11 protein-coding genes are annotated in these 14,557 nt (G+C 66.8%); 5 read left to right on the top strand and 6 right to left on the bottom strand.

Annotated elements, in window-relative coordinates; all coding sequences use genetic code 11:
• Window positions 1-117 precede the first annotated feature (117 nt).
• Genes HV786_RS24960 through rsmA form a run of 3 tightly spaced genes read left to right on the top strand, consistent with a single transcriptional unit; the run spans window position 118 to window position 4,898 of the window.
• Window positions 118-2,499, top strand: a complete 2,382-nt coding sequence (locus HV786_RS24960) for an LPS-assembly protein LptD (RefSeq protein ID WP_128829981.1) — start codon at window positions 118-120, stop codon at window positions 2,497-2,499.
• Window positions 2,496-4,088, top strand: a complete 1,593-nt coding sequence (locus HV786_RS24965) for a peptidylprolyl isomerase (protein WP_175211979.1) — start codon at window positions 2,496-2,498, stop codon at window positions 4,086-4,088. The genes HV786_RS24960 and HV786_RS24965 overlap by 4 nt, the downstream gene beginning before the upstream one ends.
• 18 nt (window positions 4,089-4,106) lie before the next feature.
• Window positions 4,107-4,898, top strand: a complete 792-nt coding sequence (gene rsmA, locus HV786_RS24970) for a 16S rRNA (adenine(1518)-N(6)/adenine(1519)-N(6))-dimethyltransferase RsmA (RefSeq protein ID WP_056320897.1) — start codon at window positions 4,107-4,109, stop codon at window positions 4,896-4,898.
• 197 nt (window positions 4,899-5,095) lie between these two features.
• Here the strand turns inward: rsmA and HV786_RS24975 are convergent, their stop codons facing one another.
• Complete coding sequence (locus HV786_RS24975) at window positions 5,096-6,238, bottom strand: glycerate kinase (protein WP_175211980.1); 1,143 nt, start codon at window positions 6,236-6,238, stop codon at window positions 5,096-5,098.
• A gap of 104 nt (window positions 6,239-6,342) precedes the next feature.
• Between HV786_RS24975 and pyk the strand changes: the two genes are divergently transcribed.
• A complete protein-coding gene (gene pyk / locus HV786_RS24980) occupies window positions 6,343-7,785 on the top strand; it encodes a pyruvate kinase (protein WP_128829982.1) in 1,443 nt (480 codons plus the stop codon).
• A gap of 10 nt (window positions 7,786-7,795) precedes the next feature.
• On the opposite strand, the gene HV786_RS24985 is transcribed toward pyk, so the two are convergent.
• Window positions 7,796-9,025, bottom strand: a complete 1,230-nt coding sequence (locus HV786_RS24985; RefSeq protein WP_128829983.1) for a nucleoside recognition domain-containing protein — start codon at window positions 9,023-9,025, stop codon at window positions 7,796-7,798.
• A 143-nt stretch (window positions 9,026-9,168) separates the two neighbouring features.
• On the opposite strand from HV786_RS24985, the gene HV786_RS24990 reads away from it, so the two are divergent.
• On the top strand, window positions 9,169-11,514 hold the full coding sequence (locus tag HV786_RS24990; RefSeq protein ID WP_254599513.1) for an acyl-CoA dehydrogenase: 2,346 nt from the start codon (window positions 9,169-9,171) through the stop codon (window positions 11,512-11,514).
• Here HV786_RS24990 and def read toward each other — a convergent pair.
• The 4 genes from def to HV786_RS25010 are packed head-to-tail and all read right to left on the bottom strand — an operon-like array spanning window position 11,511 to window position 14,463.
• Complete coding sequence (def, locus tag HV786_RS24995) at window positions 11,511-12,044, bottom strand: peptide deformylase (protein ID WP_128829984.1); 534 nt, start codon at window positions 12,042-12,044, stop codon at window positions 11,511-11,513. The two genes, HV786_RS24990 and def, sit on opposite strands and share 4 nt — an antisense overlap.
• 14 nt (window positions 12,045-12,058) lie before the next feature.
• Window positions 12,059-12,454 carry a lactoylglutathione lyase gene (gene gloA, locus HV786_RS25000; RefSeq protein ID WP_056320907.1) on the bottom strand — a complete coding sequence of 132 codons (396 nt, stop codon included), beginning with the start codon at window positions 12,452-12,454 and terminating at the stop codon, window positions 12,059-12,061.
• 11 nt (window positions 12,455-12,465) lie between these two features.
• Window positions 12,466-13,608, bottom strand: coding sequence for a 2-aminoethylphosphonate--pyruvate transaminase (locus tag HV786_RS25005; RefSeq protein WP_175211981.1), 1,143 nt, complete (start codon window positions 13,606-13,608; stop codon window positions 12,466-12,468).
• 45 nt (window positions 13,609-13,653) lie between these two features.
• Window positions 13,654-14,463, bottom strand: coding sequence for a M48 family metallopeptidase (locus tag HV786_RS25010; RefSeq protein ID WP_420809659.1), 810 nt, complete (start codon window positions 14,461-14,463; stop codon window positions 13,654-13,656).
• Window positions 14,464-14,557: the final 94 nt, after the last annotated feature.

The raw sequence follows: 14,557 nt of genomic DNA on the forward strand, positions 1-14,557 counted from the left end.
ATAAGGCTGGGCGTTGTTCGCGGCTTCTCTATAATACCGGCTCGTTTCCGTCAGCATTGGCGCCGCGTGGGCGTCTTTGTGCGGCTCTCCCATGGTCATAAAGGGCTGTTTTCATTCGTGCGCAAGGTTCCGTGGTTGATCCTCTCCGTAGTCAGCGTCGCCGCCGGAGCCGCCCAGGCTCAAAGTAGCCCGGGCGCCGCTGCTTCCGCGCCGTCGGTCACGTCAACCCCGCAATTGCGCACCTCGCCTGGCCTGCGCATGCACCGGTTGCCCGACGAGAGCATTCCCGCTTTCATGGAAGCGGACACGATTTCGGGCGATCCCGACTACGAGCTCAACCTGACCGGTAACGCGCAGGTGCGCCGCATCGACGGCGTGATCAAGGGCGATGCGATCAATTACCGCAAGGACACCGGCAAGGTCGACGTCCGCGGCAATGCCCGCATGATGCGCGATGGCACCCTGGTCACGGGCCCGTCCGCCACGTTCAACGTGGACCGGTATTCCGGCGAGGTCGAAAAGCCCAACTTCTGGCTGGGCGCCACCGGCGGCTTTGCTGTCGCCGACCACGCGGACATTTTCAGCAAATCGCAGATGCGGCTGCACACGGTGACGTACAGCGGCTGCCCGTGCGAAAACCCGTCCTGGTACATCAAGGCCAATTCGGTCGATATCGATTTCGACGAAAACGAAGGCGTCGCCCGCGGCGGCGTCCTGTACTTCAAGGACGTGCCGATCCTGGCGTCGCCCTACATGACCTTCCCGGTCAAGCGCGAACGCAAGTCGGGTTTCCTGATCCCGACCTACGGCACCACCAGCCAGGGCGGTTTCGACATTTCGATTCCGTACTACTTCAACCTGGCTCCCAATTACGACCTGACGGTGCAGCCGCGTTACTTCTCCAAGCGCGGCACCCAGCTGGGCGGCGAGTTCCGCTATCTGGGGTCAAGCTATGCGGGCACCATTGATGGCACATACCTGCCCGATGACAATATCACCGGCGAAGACCGTTGGATGTACTGGTGGCGCCACCAGCAGACGTTTTCCCATGGCTTCTATACCGATTGGGACGTGGCTAAGGTCTCGGACGATAATTACTACCGCGACATTTCCCAGTTGGGGCTGAATCAGGCCTCAACGACCTACCTGCCGCAGCGTGGCCGGGTGGGCTGGGCCTCTCGCTATTGGAGTACCTATGCTCAGGTCTATAAGTACCAGACGCTGCAGGATCCGGATGCGCCGCTGATTCCGCCATACAACAAGGAACCCGAGTTGTACCTGCGAGGCGCCCGTTACGACTGGGGTGGCTTCGATGTCGATTGGACGTCGACGGCCGTGCGTTTCAAAATGCCGATGTTCGGCGCGGCAAGTCGATATCCCGACGGCGACCGTCTTCAAACGTACCTGACGGCGTCCTATCCCATCGTGCGTCCGGGTTGGTTCATCATTCCCAAGGCCGGCATCAATTACACCGATTATCAGACCAAATGGTATGGCGTGGACACGTTCGGCTTGAATAACGGCTCAGCGGCGGGACTCCCCAGTTCGCAGTCGCGCACGCTTCCCATTATGTCCGTGGATGCTGGCCTGATCTTCGAGCGGGATACAACCCTTTTCGGCAAGTCGTCCACGCAGACGCTCGAACCCCGCCTGTATTACCTGCGTGTGCCGTATCGCGACCAATCCAAGCTCCCGGTCTTCGACACGTCGCTGGCGGACTTCAGCTTCTCCCAGGCCTTCGAGGAAAACATCTACACCGGCGGCTGGGACCGCATCGCTAACGCCAACCAGCTCACCGCCGCACTGACGACGCGCTGGCTGGATGCGGACACGGGTTTTGAGCGCATGTCGCTCGGCGTCGCTCAACGTCTGTACTTCGAGGACCAAGAGGTTACGCTGCCTGGCGAGACGCCGCGCGAGAACGTGCGCTCGGACTTCCTGGTGGGCGCCAGTGCGGCCCTCACCGATACGCTGACGACCGACCTCGCGGCGCAATATAACCCTTACGACAACAACTGGTCGCGCGGGCTCGTGAGTGCGCGCTGGTCGCCGCAGCGTCTGACCACGGTTGCCCTGGCCTACCGCTACCAGCGCGATCCGCAACAAGGCGTGCTCTATCAGCCGCAGGGTCAGAACCAGGTCAGCCTGGCCGTTCAATGGCCGTTCAGCAAGCGCTGGTACGGTGTTGGCCGGGTCGACTATTCTTTGCGTTCCGGACCGTCCAGTACGATTGCCAATACGACGGAATCTCCGCGCGTGACGCAGGCCATCGCCGGCCTGGAGTACAAGGGCGACTGCTGCTGGGTGGGCCGCATGGTCTACCAGCGCTACGCCGTATCGGCGGCGGACACCAATTCCGCGCTGTTCTTCCAGCTTGAGCTCACGGGCCTGGGTTCCCTCGGAACCGACCCCATGAGCCTGCTGAACAGAAGTATCCCCGGTTACACGCGCGTCACGCCGCCCGCGCAGACCGGGACCACATTTGAAAGGTATGAATGATGCGTAGGTTGCACTCTTTGCGCCGCCTCTCCGGCAACGCGCTGCTGCTGGCCCTGTGCGCCGGCTTGCCCGCCGCCCATGCGGCCGAGCAGACCAGCCGCGGCGCCAACAGCGCCAAGGCCGCTCCCGCCGCGCAGAAACAGGACTCGCCGGCGCCCAAGGGCGAGCAGTTCGTGGACGGCATCGCCGCGATCGTCGACAAGGACGTGATCACGCTGCGCGAACTGCGCGACGCCTCCCAGCGCGTTGCCGGCGAACTGAAGTCGCGCGGCATCCAGGTGCCCGATGACCAGACGCTGCAGCACCAGGTGCTCCAGCGTCTCATCATGGAACGCGTGCAGCGCCACGAAGCCGACCGCCTCGGCATCCGGGTTGACGACAAACAGATCGACACCGCCATCCAGGCGATCGCCTCGCGCAACAAGATCACGGTGCAGCAACTGCGCCAGGAACTGGAAAAGTCCGGCACGACCTGGGAAAACTACCGCAAATCGCTGCGCGACGAGATCCGTTCGGATCGCCTGCGCCAGCGCGCGGTCGACTCGACCATCGTCATTTCCGACGCGGAAGTCGATGCCTTCCTGAAAGACCAGCGCCGCAATCCGGCTTTTGGCGCGGCGCCTGCGCAGGCGGCGCAAGCGCAGCCCCAGGTGCAGCCGCAGCCCGCGCCCGAGCAGGCCGCCGCGCCTGCCGGCCCCATGCTTTACGCGCTGGCGCAGATTCTGGTGCGCGTGCCGGAAGGCTCGTCGCCCGACCAACTGTCGCTGCTGCGCAAGAAGGCCGAAGGTCTGCTGGCGCGAGCCAAGCGCGGCGACGATTTCGCCAGCCTGGCCGCGGCATCGTCCGACGGCCCCGAGGCGCTGCAGGGCGGCGTCATGGGCGTGCGCCCGCTGGACGGCTGGCCTGACCTTTTCGTCAAGGCCATCAGCAATCTCCAGAAGGGCCAGGTCAGCCAGCTGATCCAAAGCGGCAATGGCTTTCACATCATCAAGGTAATGGACCGCGGCACCGCCCAGCCCGCGCCCGGCCGTACGGCCCGCGCCCCGGCGCCGCAAGCCGCGCCGCAACCGGCGCCTCAGCCGGCCGCACGCGAGCAGGCGCCCCAGGGCCCGACGCAGGTCGTGCAGACGCGCGCCCGCCACATCCTCATCAAGACCTCCACCGTCATGAGCGATGATCTAGCCCGCCAGCGCCTGGAGCAGGTTCGCCAGCGCCTGGTCAATGGCGCCGCCACGTTCGAGGAAATGGCGCGCCAGTATTCGCAGGACGCCAGCGCGCCGCAAGGCGGCGAGCTGGGATGGCTGAACCCGGGTGAAACCGTGCCGCCGTTCGAGGCCGCGATGAACGCGCTGCAACCTGGCGAAATCAGCCAGCCCGTGCAGTCGCCGTTCGGCTGGCACCTGATCCAGGTGGAAGAGCGCCGCGAGCACGACGCGACCGACGACCTGGCGCGCATGCGCGCCCGCCAGACGCTGTTCGAGCGCCGCGCCCAGCCGGCCTTCGAAGACTGGCTCGAGCAACTGCGCGCTCAGGCGTACGTCGACAACCGCTTCGAAAAGCAGCAGAAAATTCAGCAGAACAACCGCTAAACGCATTACGGGCTTTTCATGTCTCAACACCAGGCGCGCAAGCGCTTTGGCCAGAACTTCCTGACCGACGACAGCGTCGTCGAGTCCATCGTCCGGGCGGTTGCGCCCGCCCGTGACGATGCCGTGGTCGAAATCGGTCCTGGCTTGTCCGCGCTGACGCGGCCGCTGCTCGAACGGCTGGACCATCTCACCGCGGTCGAAATCGATCGCGACCTGGCCGCCCGGCTGCGCAAACAGTTCGACGCATCACGCTTGACGGTGGTCGAGGCCGACGCGCTGACGGTGGATTTCTCGCAGTTCGGGGGCGCGCTGCGCGTCGTGGGCAATCTGCCCTACAACATTTCCAGCCCGTTGCTGTTCCACCTGATGACGTGGGCCGACCACATCCGCGATCAGCATTTCATGCTGCAGCGCGAAGTGATCGACCGCATGGTGGCCAAGCCCGGCTCGGGCGACTTCAGCCGCCTGTCCGTGATGCTGCAATCGCGCTACCGCATGCACAAGCTGTTCGACGTGCCGCCCGAGGCCTTCGATCCGCCTCCTAAGGTCGTGTCGGCGATCGTGCGCATGGTGCCGTTGCCGGCGGACCGCCAGCGGCCCATCAGCGAGCGCGCTTTCGAAACCGTGGTGGCACGCGCCTTTTCGCAGCGCCGCAAGATGCTGCGGCGGGTGCTGGCCGACTGGGCCGCGCAAGTGCCTTGGGAAGCGCTGGACATCGCGCCCACCGCGCGCGCCGAGGACATTTCGGTGGACCGCTACATGCGCCTGTCGGATGCGCTGGTCGAAGCCGGGGTGTTGGCCCGGGATTGACGTCTTTTCGGTATGGCATGGCAATGCAAAAAGGCCCCGCGGGGCCTTTTTGCATTTCGGTGCTGGGGAAGTGCGACGGTGTCAGACACCCTGAGGACTCGGACGTCAGCCTGTGATGGCGGTTCAGCGGGTGTCTGACACCTGGCATAGCGAAGACCGCAAGGTCGCAGGCAGAGGTGTTTGCCCTGGGCACCGGATCACAGCATGCGTTTCTGCGCGGCCATCCACAGCTGCATCACATCGCGTGCCCGGTCGGCCAGCAGGCGCTCGGCGTCGGCCAATGCCTGCTGCAAGGTGATGGGGCCGGGGGCCAGGCTGAATGCGGCGCTGATGCCGCAGGTGTGCAGGGCTTCGTAGCCTTCGCCCAGCGAGCCGGCCAGCGCCACGACGGGAACGCCCGCGCGTTGCGCAATCCGGGCCACGCCCGCGGGCGTCTTGCCGCGCAGCGTCTGTGCGTCCATCCGGCCTTCGCCGGTGAACACCAGCGTTGCGCCTTCCACGGCGTCGGCCAGACCGCCCAGCTCTGCGACGATCTCCACGCCCGGCCGGAAATGCGCATTCAGGAACGCCTTGGCGGCAAAACCCAGGCCACCGGCGGCGCCCGCGCCGGGCGCGTCGCGGTGGTCGGCGCCGAGGTGCTTTGCGCACACGTCGGCGAAGTGACTCAGCAGGGTGTCCAGGGTCTGCACCTGTTCCGGCGTCGCGCCCTTTTGCGGCCCGAACACATGCGAAGCGCCATGCGGGCCGCACAAGGGATTGTCGACATCGGAGGCGATGTCGACGCGCACCTGCGCCAGCCGCGGGTCCAGGCCGTGCGTGTCGATGGAGGCAAGTTGGCCCAGCGCCCCGCCGCCCGGCGGCAGGCTGTTGCCGCCGGCGTCCAGCAGCCGCACGCCCAGCGCCGTCAGCATGCCGGCGCCCGCGTCGTTGGTGGCCGAGCCGCCCAACCCCAGGATGATGCGCGTGGCGCCCGCGTCCAGCGCCGCGCGCATCAGCTCGCCCACGCCGTGGCTGCTGGCGCGCATCGGATCGCGCTTGGAAGGAGAGATCAATTCAAGGCCCGCCGCTGCGGCCATCTCGATGACGGCGGTGCCGTCGTCCAGCAGACCCCACACGGCGTCGACCTTGTGGCCGAGCGCGTCGTTCACGGTGATCTGATGTTCCTTGCCGCCGGTGGCCGCGAGCACGGCTTCGACGGTGCCTTCGCCGCCGTCGGCCATCGGGATGCACACGGTGTGCGCGCCGGGAAAGGCGGCCTTGACGCCGCGCGCAATGGCCGCCGCCGCATCGGGCGCGGAAACGCTTTCTTTGAACGAGTCGGGAGCGATGACGATTTTCACGGTCTGAAGGGGCGGGTGAGTGATCGATGTGTCACCCATGATACCCGTGACAACGCGGCCGGCGTACCATAGCGCTTTCGTTGCTTTTGCGAGAGTGGACTGCCATGCCTGTATTGCGCCGCACAAAAATTGTCGCCACCCTGGGACCCTCGACCTCGTCGCCCGAACGCATCGACGCGCTCATCCGCGCGGGGCTGGACGTCGCGCGGCTGAACTTCTCGCATGGCAGCGCGGACGATCACCGCGAGCGCGCGCGGCTGGTGCGCGAGATCGCGGCCAAGCAGGGCCGCTTCGTCGCGATCATGGGCGACCTGCAAGGACCCAAGATCCGCATCGCCCGCTTTGTCGACAAGCTGGTGCAGCTGCACGTGGGCCAGCCGTTCACACTGTCGCGCGTGCATCCCAAGGATGCGGGCACGTCCAGCATCGTGGGTATCGACTATCCGGAACTCGTGACCGATTGCCGCGTGGGCGACGAGCTGCTGCTCGATGACGGCCGCGTCGTGCTGGTCGTGGATCGCGTGGAAGGCGACGAAGTCCACACCACTGTCACGGTGGGCGGTCCGCTGTCCAACAACAAGGGCATCAACCGCCGCGGCGGAGGCCTGTCCGCGCCCAGCCTGACCGACAAGGATCGCGTCGACATCAAGCTGGCCGCCGAAATGGAACTGGAATACGTGGCGGTGTCGTTCCCGCGCTATGGCAGCGACATCGACGAGGCCCGCACCCTGCTCGCCGCGGCCGGCAGCCAGGCGTGGATCATCGCAAAGATCGAACGCGCCGAGGCCGTGGCCGACGACGAAGCGCTGGATGCGCTGATCCGCGCAAGCGACGGCGTGATGGTGGCACGCGGCGACCTGGGCGTGGAAGTGGGAGACGCCGAGCTGGTGGGCATCCAGAAGCGCATCATCCAGCACGCGCGCACGCTGAACAAGGTCGTCATCACCGCCACGCAGATGATGGAATCGATGATCTCCAGCCCCATGCCCACCCGCGCCGAAGTCTCCGACGTGGCCAACGCGGTGCTGGACTACACCGACGCCGTCATGCTGTCGGCCGAAAGCGCCTCGGGCCAGTATCCGGTCGAAACCGTGCAGGCCATGGCGCGCGTGTGCCTGGGCGCCGAAAAGCATCCCACGTCCACGAAGTCGCATCACCGCTTGGGCGAGACCTTCACGCGCTGCGACGAAACCATCGCGCTGGCGGCCATGTATGCCGCCAACCATTTTCCCGGTGTCAAGGCCATCATCGCGTTGACCGAAAGCGGCCATACGCCGCTCATCATGTCGCGCATCCGCTCGGGCGTGCCCATCTACTGCTACAGCCCGCATAGCGTGACGCAAAACCGCGTGACGATGTTCCGCGGCGTGTACACGATTCCGTTCGCGCCGTCGGACTACGATCCGGCCGATCTTTCCAACGCCGCCATCGATGAGCTGCGCAAGCGCAATCTGGTGCAGACCGGCGATTGGGTGATCCTGACCAAGGGCGATTTCTATCGCGACAGCGGCGGCACCAACGGGATGAAGATCCTGCTGGTGGACTGAAGCAGGGCGCCTAGCCGAAGAACCAGTAGCAGACGCCGATCGCGGCCAGCACCCCGGCCAGGTCGGCGATCAGTGCGCAGCCGACCGCATGCCGGGCGCGCAGAATCCCCACCGACCCGAAATACACCGCCAGCACGTAGAAGGTGGTCTCGGTGCTGCCTTGCACCACCGCGGACAGCAGCGCCGGGAAGCTGTCCACGCCGAAGTGCGTCATGGTCTCCAGCATCATCGCGCGCGCCGCGCTGCCCGAGAACGGCTTGACCAGCGCGGTGGGCAGTGCGTCCACGAAGCGCGTGTCCCAGTTTGCCTGCTGCGCCAGCCAGCGGATGCCATCCAATAGGAAGTCCAGCGCGCCGGACGCGCGCAGCACGCCCACGGCGCACAGCATCGCCACCAGATACGGCAGCAGGCTCTTGGCGATATCGAACCCTTCCTTGGCGCCTTCGATGAAGGCCTCGTACACAGGCACCTTTTTGCACGCGCCGACGACCAGAAACGCCAGCAGGATGCCAAACAGCGTCAGGTTGCCCAGCAGCGAAGACAGCGACGCGATGGCGGCGGCCGACATGCTGGCCAAGAGCGCCATGAATCCGCCCAGCACCAGCGCCGCGCCGCCCAGCCACAACAGGATGACCGGATCGGCGAGGCGCAGCCGCTGGCACAGCGCGACCGCCAGAAAGCCGGCCAGCGTGGACGCGCTGGTGGCCAGCAGAATGGGCAAAAAGACCAGCGTGGGATCGGGCGCGCCCTGCTGCGCGCGGAACATGAACAGCGTGACGGGCAGCAGCGTCAGCGACGACGCATTGAGCACCAGGAACAGGATCTGCGCGTTGGTGGCGGTGTCCGGCTTGGGATTGAGCGCTTGCAGTTCGCGCATGGCGCGCAAACCGATGGGGGTGGCGGCGTTGTCCAGCCCCAGGCCATTGGCCGCGAAGTTCAGCGTGATCAGGCCGATGGCCGGATGATTGCGCGGCACCTCGGGCATCAGGCGCGCGAACAGGGGGCCCAGGACGCGCGCAAGCTTTTCGACCAGGCCCGCGCCCTCGGCGATGCGCAGGAAACCCAGCCACAGCGTCAGCGTGCCAAAGAGCAGCACCATCACGTCCACGGAAACGCGTGCCATGTCGAACAGGCTGGCGACCATCTGGCGAAAGACTTCCGGATCCCCGATGACCAGCCAGCGGTACAGCGCGGCCGCGGCAGCGGTAAGGAAGAAGCCAAGCCAGAGTTTGTTCAGCATGCGGACGTGCCCGGACAGCGGTTGATTGCGCATCTGCGCGGCGACGCCCATTGTCGCAGAGTCGGTAAGCCGCAGCTTGGCCGGGCCGCGCCAATTCTGGTACTTTGGCCCGATACGTCTTGTAGCGAACAACAGGGGGACCCATGGATTTCAACGCCTGGCGCCGGCGCCGCATTTCGGAACCCGCATACCGCTGGGCCCGCAATGCCATGCCGGCCATGTCGGCCACCGAACGCGAAGCCATCGAAGCCGGCGACAGCTGGTGGGACGCCGACCTGTTCACGGGCAATCCCGACTGGCGCAAGCTGCTCAGCGTGCCGCCGGCCACGCTAACGCCGGATGAACAGCGCTTCATCGACGGTCCCGTGCGCGAACTGTGCGGCATGCTGGATGAATGGGATATCTCCTGGAACCGGCGCGATCTGCCGCCGCACGTCTGGGAATACCTCAAGACGCAGCGCTTCTTCGGCATGATCATTCCGCGCCGTCACGGCGGCCTGGGGTTCTCGCCCTATGCGCACTCCGAAGTGGTGCGGCGCATTTCCGCCTATTCCATTACGGCGGGTGTCACCGTCATGGTGCCGAACTCGCTGGGGCCGGGCGAACTGCTCATGCAGTTCGGCACGCAGGCGCAGCGCGATTACTGGCTGCCAAGGCTTGCCGACGGCCGGGAAGTCCCGTGCTTTGGCCTGACCAGTCCCGAAGCCGGCTCGGACGCGGCCTCGATGGTGGATACCGGCGTCGTGTGCCGCCAGGTCGTGGATGGGCGTGAGCTCATCGGCATCCGGCTCAATTGGCACAAGCGCTACATCACGCTGGGGCCGGTGGCCACGGTGCTGGGGCTGGCGTTCAAGATGTCGGATCCCGACGGCATTCTGGGCGGGCCCAAGGATATCGGCATCTCGGTGGCGCTCGTGCCCACCGACGCGCCCGGCGTCGAGATCGGCCGGCGCCACCTGCCCGCCATGCAGGTGTTCCAGAACGGGCCCAACTCGGGCCGCGACGTTTTTGTGCCGCTGGATGCGCTGATCGGCGGCGTCGAGCGCGCCGGGCAGGGCTGGCAGATGCTGATGAGCGCACTGGCCGCCGGGCGCGGCATTTCGCTGCCGTCGCTGTCGGCCGCCGCCGCAGCGATGTGCGCGCACACCACCGGCATGTATGCGCGGGTGCGCGAGCAGTTCGGCATCCCGATCGGCAAGTTCGAGGGCGTGCAGGAACGGCTGGCCAGTCTGGCCGGCAACGCTTATCTGGTCGAGGCCGCGCGCCGCCTGACGTGCGCCGCGCTCAATCAGGGAGTCAAGCCGGCGGTGGTGTCCGGCATCATGAAATACCACGCCACCGAGCGCATGCGCGTGTCGGTGAACGACGCCATGGACGTGCACGCGGGCCGCGCCGTCATGGACGGCCCCAGCAATTACCTGGGCTCCTTGTACCGCGCCGTGCCCATCGCCATCACGGTCGAGGGCGCCAACATCCTGACGCGCAATCTGATCATCTTCGGGCAAGGCGCCATTCGCGCGCATCCCTATCTGATGCCGGAGATCCTGGCGCTGGGCAACCCCGACGAGGAACGCGGCATCGAGGTCTTCCACGATGTCTTCTGGCGCCATTTGCGCCACGCGGGCATGAACACGCTGCGCGCGATCGGCCGCGCGTGGACGGGCGGCATGCTGGCGCCTGCGCCAGCCTCGGGGCCGGTGGCGGGCCATTACCGCCGGCTGGGCCGCTATGCGTCGGGCTTCGCGCTGCTGGCCGACGCCACGCTGGCGCAGTTGGGTGGGGGCTTGAAGCGCCGCGAAATGATCTCCGCGCGCCTGGGCGACATCCTGTCCGAACTCTATCTGCTGTCCGCGGTGCTAAAACGCTGGGAAGACGAGGGGCGCAAGCACGATGATCTGCCGCTGGTGCGCTGGTGCATGGCGCAGGGTTTCGCCAGCATCGAGAAGAGCATGGATCAGGTGCTGCGCAACCTGCCGGTCAAGGCGCTGTCCTGGGCGTTGCGGGCGGCGATCCTGCCGTTGCGGCTGGCCAAGGGGCCGGACGACGCGCTCACGCGGGAATGCGCCGAGCTGCTGCTCAAGCCGTCGCCCACGCATGTGCGTCTGGCGGCCGACCTGCAGCGCGAGCCCGGCGAGGATCCGCTGGGCTTGTTGACCCGCGCCTTTGCGCTGGCCGACGCGGTGCAGCCGATCCGCGACCGGTTGCGCCAATCGAATGTGCGCGACTGGCGCGAGGCGCATCGGCGTGGCGCCATCACGGACGCGCAGGCGGCGCAGCTCGAAGCCGCGGAAGCGACGGTGCTGAAGGTATTGCAGGTGGATGATTTTGCGCCGGAGGCGCTGACGCCACTGGGCGAAGGCGCGCCGGTTCAGGTGCAGGAACAGAGGCCGGAACCGCAGCCGGAGCCGCAACAGCCGCAACAGCCGCAGCAACCGCAACAGCAAGAGGACGAGCCCCCCGCCGCTGTAAAACCCGCCGATAACGCCTAGTCGTCCTGATTCGGGTCCATGCCCGGGAACAGGATTTCCGTGAAGCCGAACTTCGTGAAATCCTGGATCCTGGACGGATACAGGCGGCCGATCAGGTGGTCGCATTCGTGCTGGACGACGCGCGCGTGAAAGCCTTCGGCCTCACGCTCGATCAGCTGGCCGTACGGATCGCGGCCGCTGTACCGGATATGGCGGTAGCGCGGCACCAGGCCGCGTAGCCCCGGCACCGACAGGCAGCCTTCCCAGCCGTCTTCCATCTCGTCCGAAAGCGGCGTGATGACTGGATTGCACAGAATCGTCTGCGGCACCGGCGGCGCGTCGGGATAGCGCTCGTTGCGGTCGAACCCGAAGATCACCAGTTGCAGGTCCACGCCGATTTGCGGCGCGGCCAGGCCCACGCCTTGCGCGGCCGCCATGGTTTCGAACATGTCGTCGATCAGGGCGTGCAGCTCAGGCGTGTCGAAACGCTCGACCGGGGGCGCCACGCGCAGCAGCCGCGGGTCGCCCATTTTCAGGATGGGATGGATCATGGCTGGCGTTCCGCTCAGTCCTGGCGGTCTTTCTTCTGGATGAATTCGATCTTGTAGCCGTCGGGGTCTTCCACGAAGGCGATGACCGTCTTGCCGTGTTTCATCGGGCCGGCCTCGCGGGTGACCTTGCCGCCGCGCTCCTTGACCTTGTCACAGGCTTCGTAGGCGTTGTCGACTTCCAGGGCGATGTGGCCGTAGCCGTTGCCCAGGTCGTACTTGTCGGTGTCCCAGTTGTGGGTCAGTTCGATGACGGCGCCGTCGGCTTCGTCCTGGTAGCCCACGAAAGCCAGCGTGAACTTGCCGTCCGGATAGTCGTTGCGGCGCAGAAGGCGCATGCCCAGCACGTTGGTGTAGAAATCGATGGACTTGTCGAGGTTGCCGACGCGCAGCATGGTGTGGAGCAGACGCATGGGAGGATTCCTTAAGCGATGAGAGGTTGGGGAAAGCGCTGGGGGGTTCCGGCGCGTTCCCGGGAGATTCCGATGTCGCGCAGCGCGCCGCCCATGGCGTCGACCGCCTGCCGCATCTGGCCGGCGCCAAAGGCGCCGATGCAGCCGACCCGGAACGTGGGTTCTTCGGTATTGGTGAAGTTGCTGATCACATAGCCGCGCTGCTTGAGCGCATCCACGAAGAGCTGCAGGTGCCAGGTCGGGGCATCCGGCGCGCGGACGTTGACGACGATGGGGCCTTGCCGCTCGGGCGGCAGGTATGGGGTCAGGCCAAGATCGATCACGCCATCATAAAGCGTGCGCATGTTGGCCGTGTAACGCGCCAGGCGGGCCTCGCGGCCCTCCTGGCGGAAAAGCTCCAGCGCCACGGCCAGCGCGGCCAGCGTGGGCGCGGCGGGCGTGAATCGCGGGCCGGCGTTGGGCGCGAGCGTGTGCTGGTAGATGTCGGCCAGGTCGAGCGACCAGCTGCCCGCATTGCCGCGCGCGGCGTCCAGGCTGTCGCGGCGCGCGACGACGAAGGCGGCGCCGGGCAGGCCCTCCAGGCACTTGTTGGCGGTCAGCACCACGGCATCGACCGCGGGCAGGGCGCGCAGCTCCAGCGGCAACGCGCCGAACGCCGACACGGCGTCGATGATCACGCGGCGTCCCAGCGCATGGGCGATGCGGGCAAGCTGGGGCACGTCGTGGCAGATGCCGCTGCCGGTTTCGCTGTAGACCAGCGCCACGTGCGTAAGCGTGGGGTCGCGTTCCAGCGCGTCGGCCACGGCCTGCGGGTCCACGCGCTCGGTTGTGCCCACCGCCAGCGGCACGGCGACGCGGCCGGCCTCGCCGGCCAGTTTCTGCAGACGGGCCGCATAGGCGCCGGTGGACGGCGCCAGCACGCGGCCGCCGGGCGGCACGAAAGTACGGAGGGCGGCTTCGACCGCGAAATGGCCGCAGCCGGGCAAGGCCAGCGCCACGTGCTCGTCCGCGCCGGCCTGCGCAATCGCCAGCACGCCGTCGCAGACCTGCCGGTACAGCGTGCGGAAATCGTTGTCCCACGGCGCGTAGTCCTGCGCCATGGCGGCCTTCACCCGCGCGTCGGTGGTGACCGGGCCCGGAATCAGCAGCAACATTTCGATTCTCCTTGGGATCGCAACAGGCGCTGGGTGCCGCGCGCTTCAGAACTGAGGCAGCGAAGCGGGATCGTGACGCCGCAGGATGTTCTTGGCGTCTTCGAAGTCGGGCAGGATCTGGCCGACTTCGCGCCAGAAGTCCTGACTGTGGTTCATCTCGCGCAAATGGGCAAGCTCGTGCGCGATGACGTAATCGATGATGGACGGGGCGAAGTGGATCAGGCGCCAGTTCAGCATGATGTTGCCGTCGCTGGTGCACGACCCCCAGCGCGTGGCGGCCGACGACAGGCGCCAGCGGCGGATCGTCAGGCCGCTCACCTGCAAAAAGTGCGCCAGCCGCGCACCGAACCACGCGCCCGCGCGCTGTTGCAGCCACGCTTGGGCCGCATCGCGGATGCGGCTCTGGTCGGCGTGGGACGGCAGCGCCAGCCACAGGGTGTCGCCATCTTGCGGCGCGTCGGCGTCGCCGGACAGATTGGCCTGGCGGATGTCGCCGCCCACGCCGATGACGATGCGCCGGCCCAGATACGGGAGTTCTCCGCCCGCCTGCCAGCGCGTGTGCGCCATGGCCAGCTGTTGCTTGCGGGCGTGCCATTCGCGCAGCTTGGTCAGGATCCAGCGCGATTTTTCGCGCACCGCGTCGTCGATCTGCGTCAGCGTCACCCAATTGGGGGCGGTCACGCGCAGGCCGTCGTCGGTGATGACGAAGCCGATGCTGCGCCGCCGCGAACGCAGCAGCACGAAGCCGATGGTCTGCTGATCGGTGGGCACCTCGCGCCAGCGCGCGCCGGGCGGCAGCGGGTCGGGGCAGGGCGTGGGCACGCGCGACGCCGCATTGGGCGACAGCGTCAGCAGCGGCTCGCCTGCGGGGGCGGGGGCCTTGGCGGCGTCGGGAAACAGGTTGGGGGGCGTGACGGGGCGCGGGGTGTCCGGCACGGCGGACGGCGCG

It is taken from the genome of Achromobacter mucicolens (genome assembly GCF_902859725.1).
GTDB lineage: Bacteria > Pseudomonadota > Gammaproteobacteria > Burkholderiales > Burkholderiaceae_B > Achromobacter > Achromobacter mucicolens.

Coding starts and splice junctions, on each gene's coding strand:
- HV786_RS24965 (WP_175211979.1), top strand. CDS start 2,496: ATGATGCGTAGGTTGCACTCTTTGCGCCGCCTCTCCGGCAACGCGCTG.
- rsmA (WP_056320897.1), top strand. CDS start 4,107: ATGTCTCAACACCAGGCGCGCAAGCGCTTTGGCCAGAACTTCCTGACC.
- pyk (WP_128829982.1), top strand. CDS start 6,343: ATGCCTGTATTGCGCCGCACAAAAATTGTCGCCACCCTGGGACCCTCG.
- HV786_RS24985 (WP_128829983.1), bottom strand. CDS start 9,025: ATGCTGAACAAACTCTGGCTTGGCTTCTTCCTTACCGCTGCCGCGGCC.
- HV786_RS24990 (WP_254599513.1), top strand. CDS start 9,169: ATGGATTTCAACGCCTGGCGCCGGCGCCGCATTTCGGAACCCGCATAC.
- def (WP_128829984.1), bottom strand. CDS start 12,044: ATGATCCATCCCATCCTGAAAATGGGCGACCCGCGGCTGCTGCGCGTG.
- gloA (WP_056320907.1), bottom strand. CDS start 12,454: ATGCGTCTGCTCCACACCATGCTGCGCGTCGGCAACCTCGACAAGTCC.
- HV786_RS25005 (WP_175211981.1), bottom strand. CDS start 13,608: ATGTTGCTGCTGATTCCGGGCCCGGTCACCACCGACGCGCGGGTGAAG.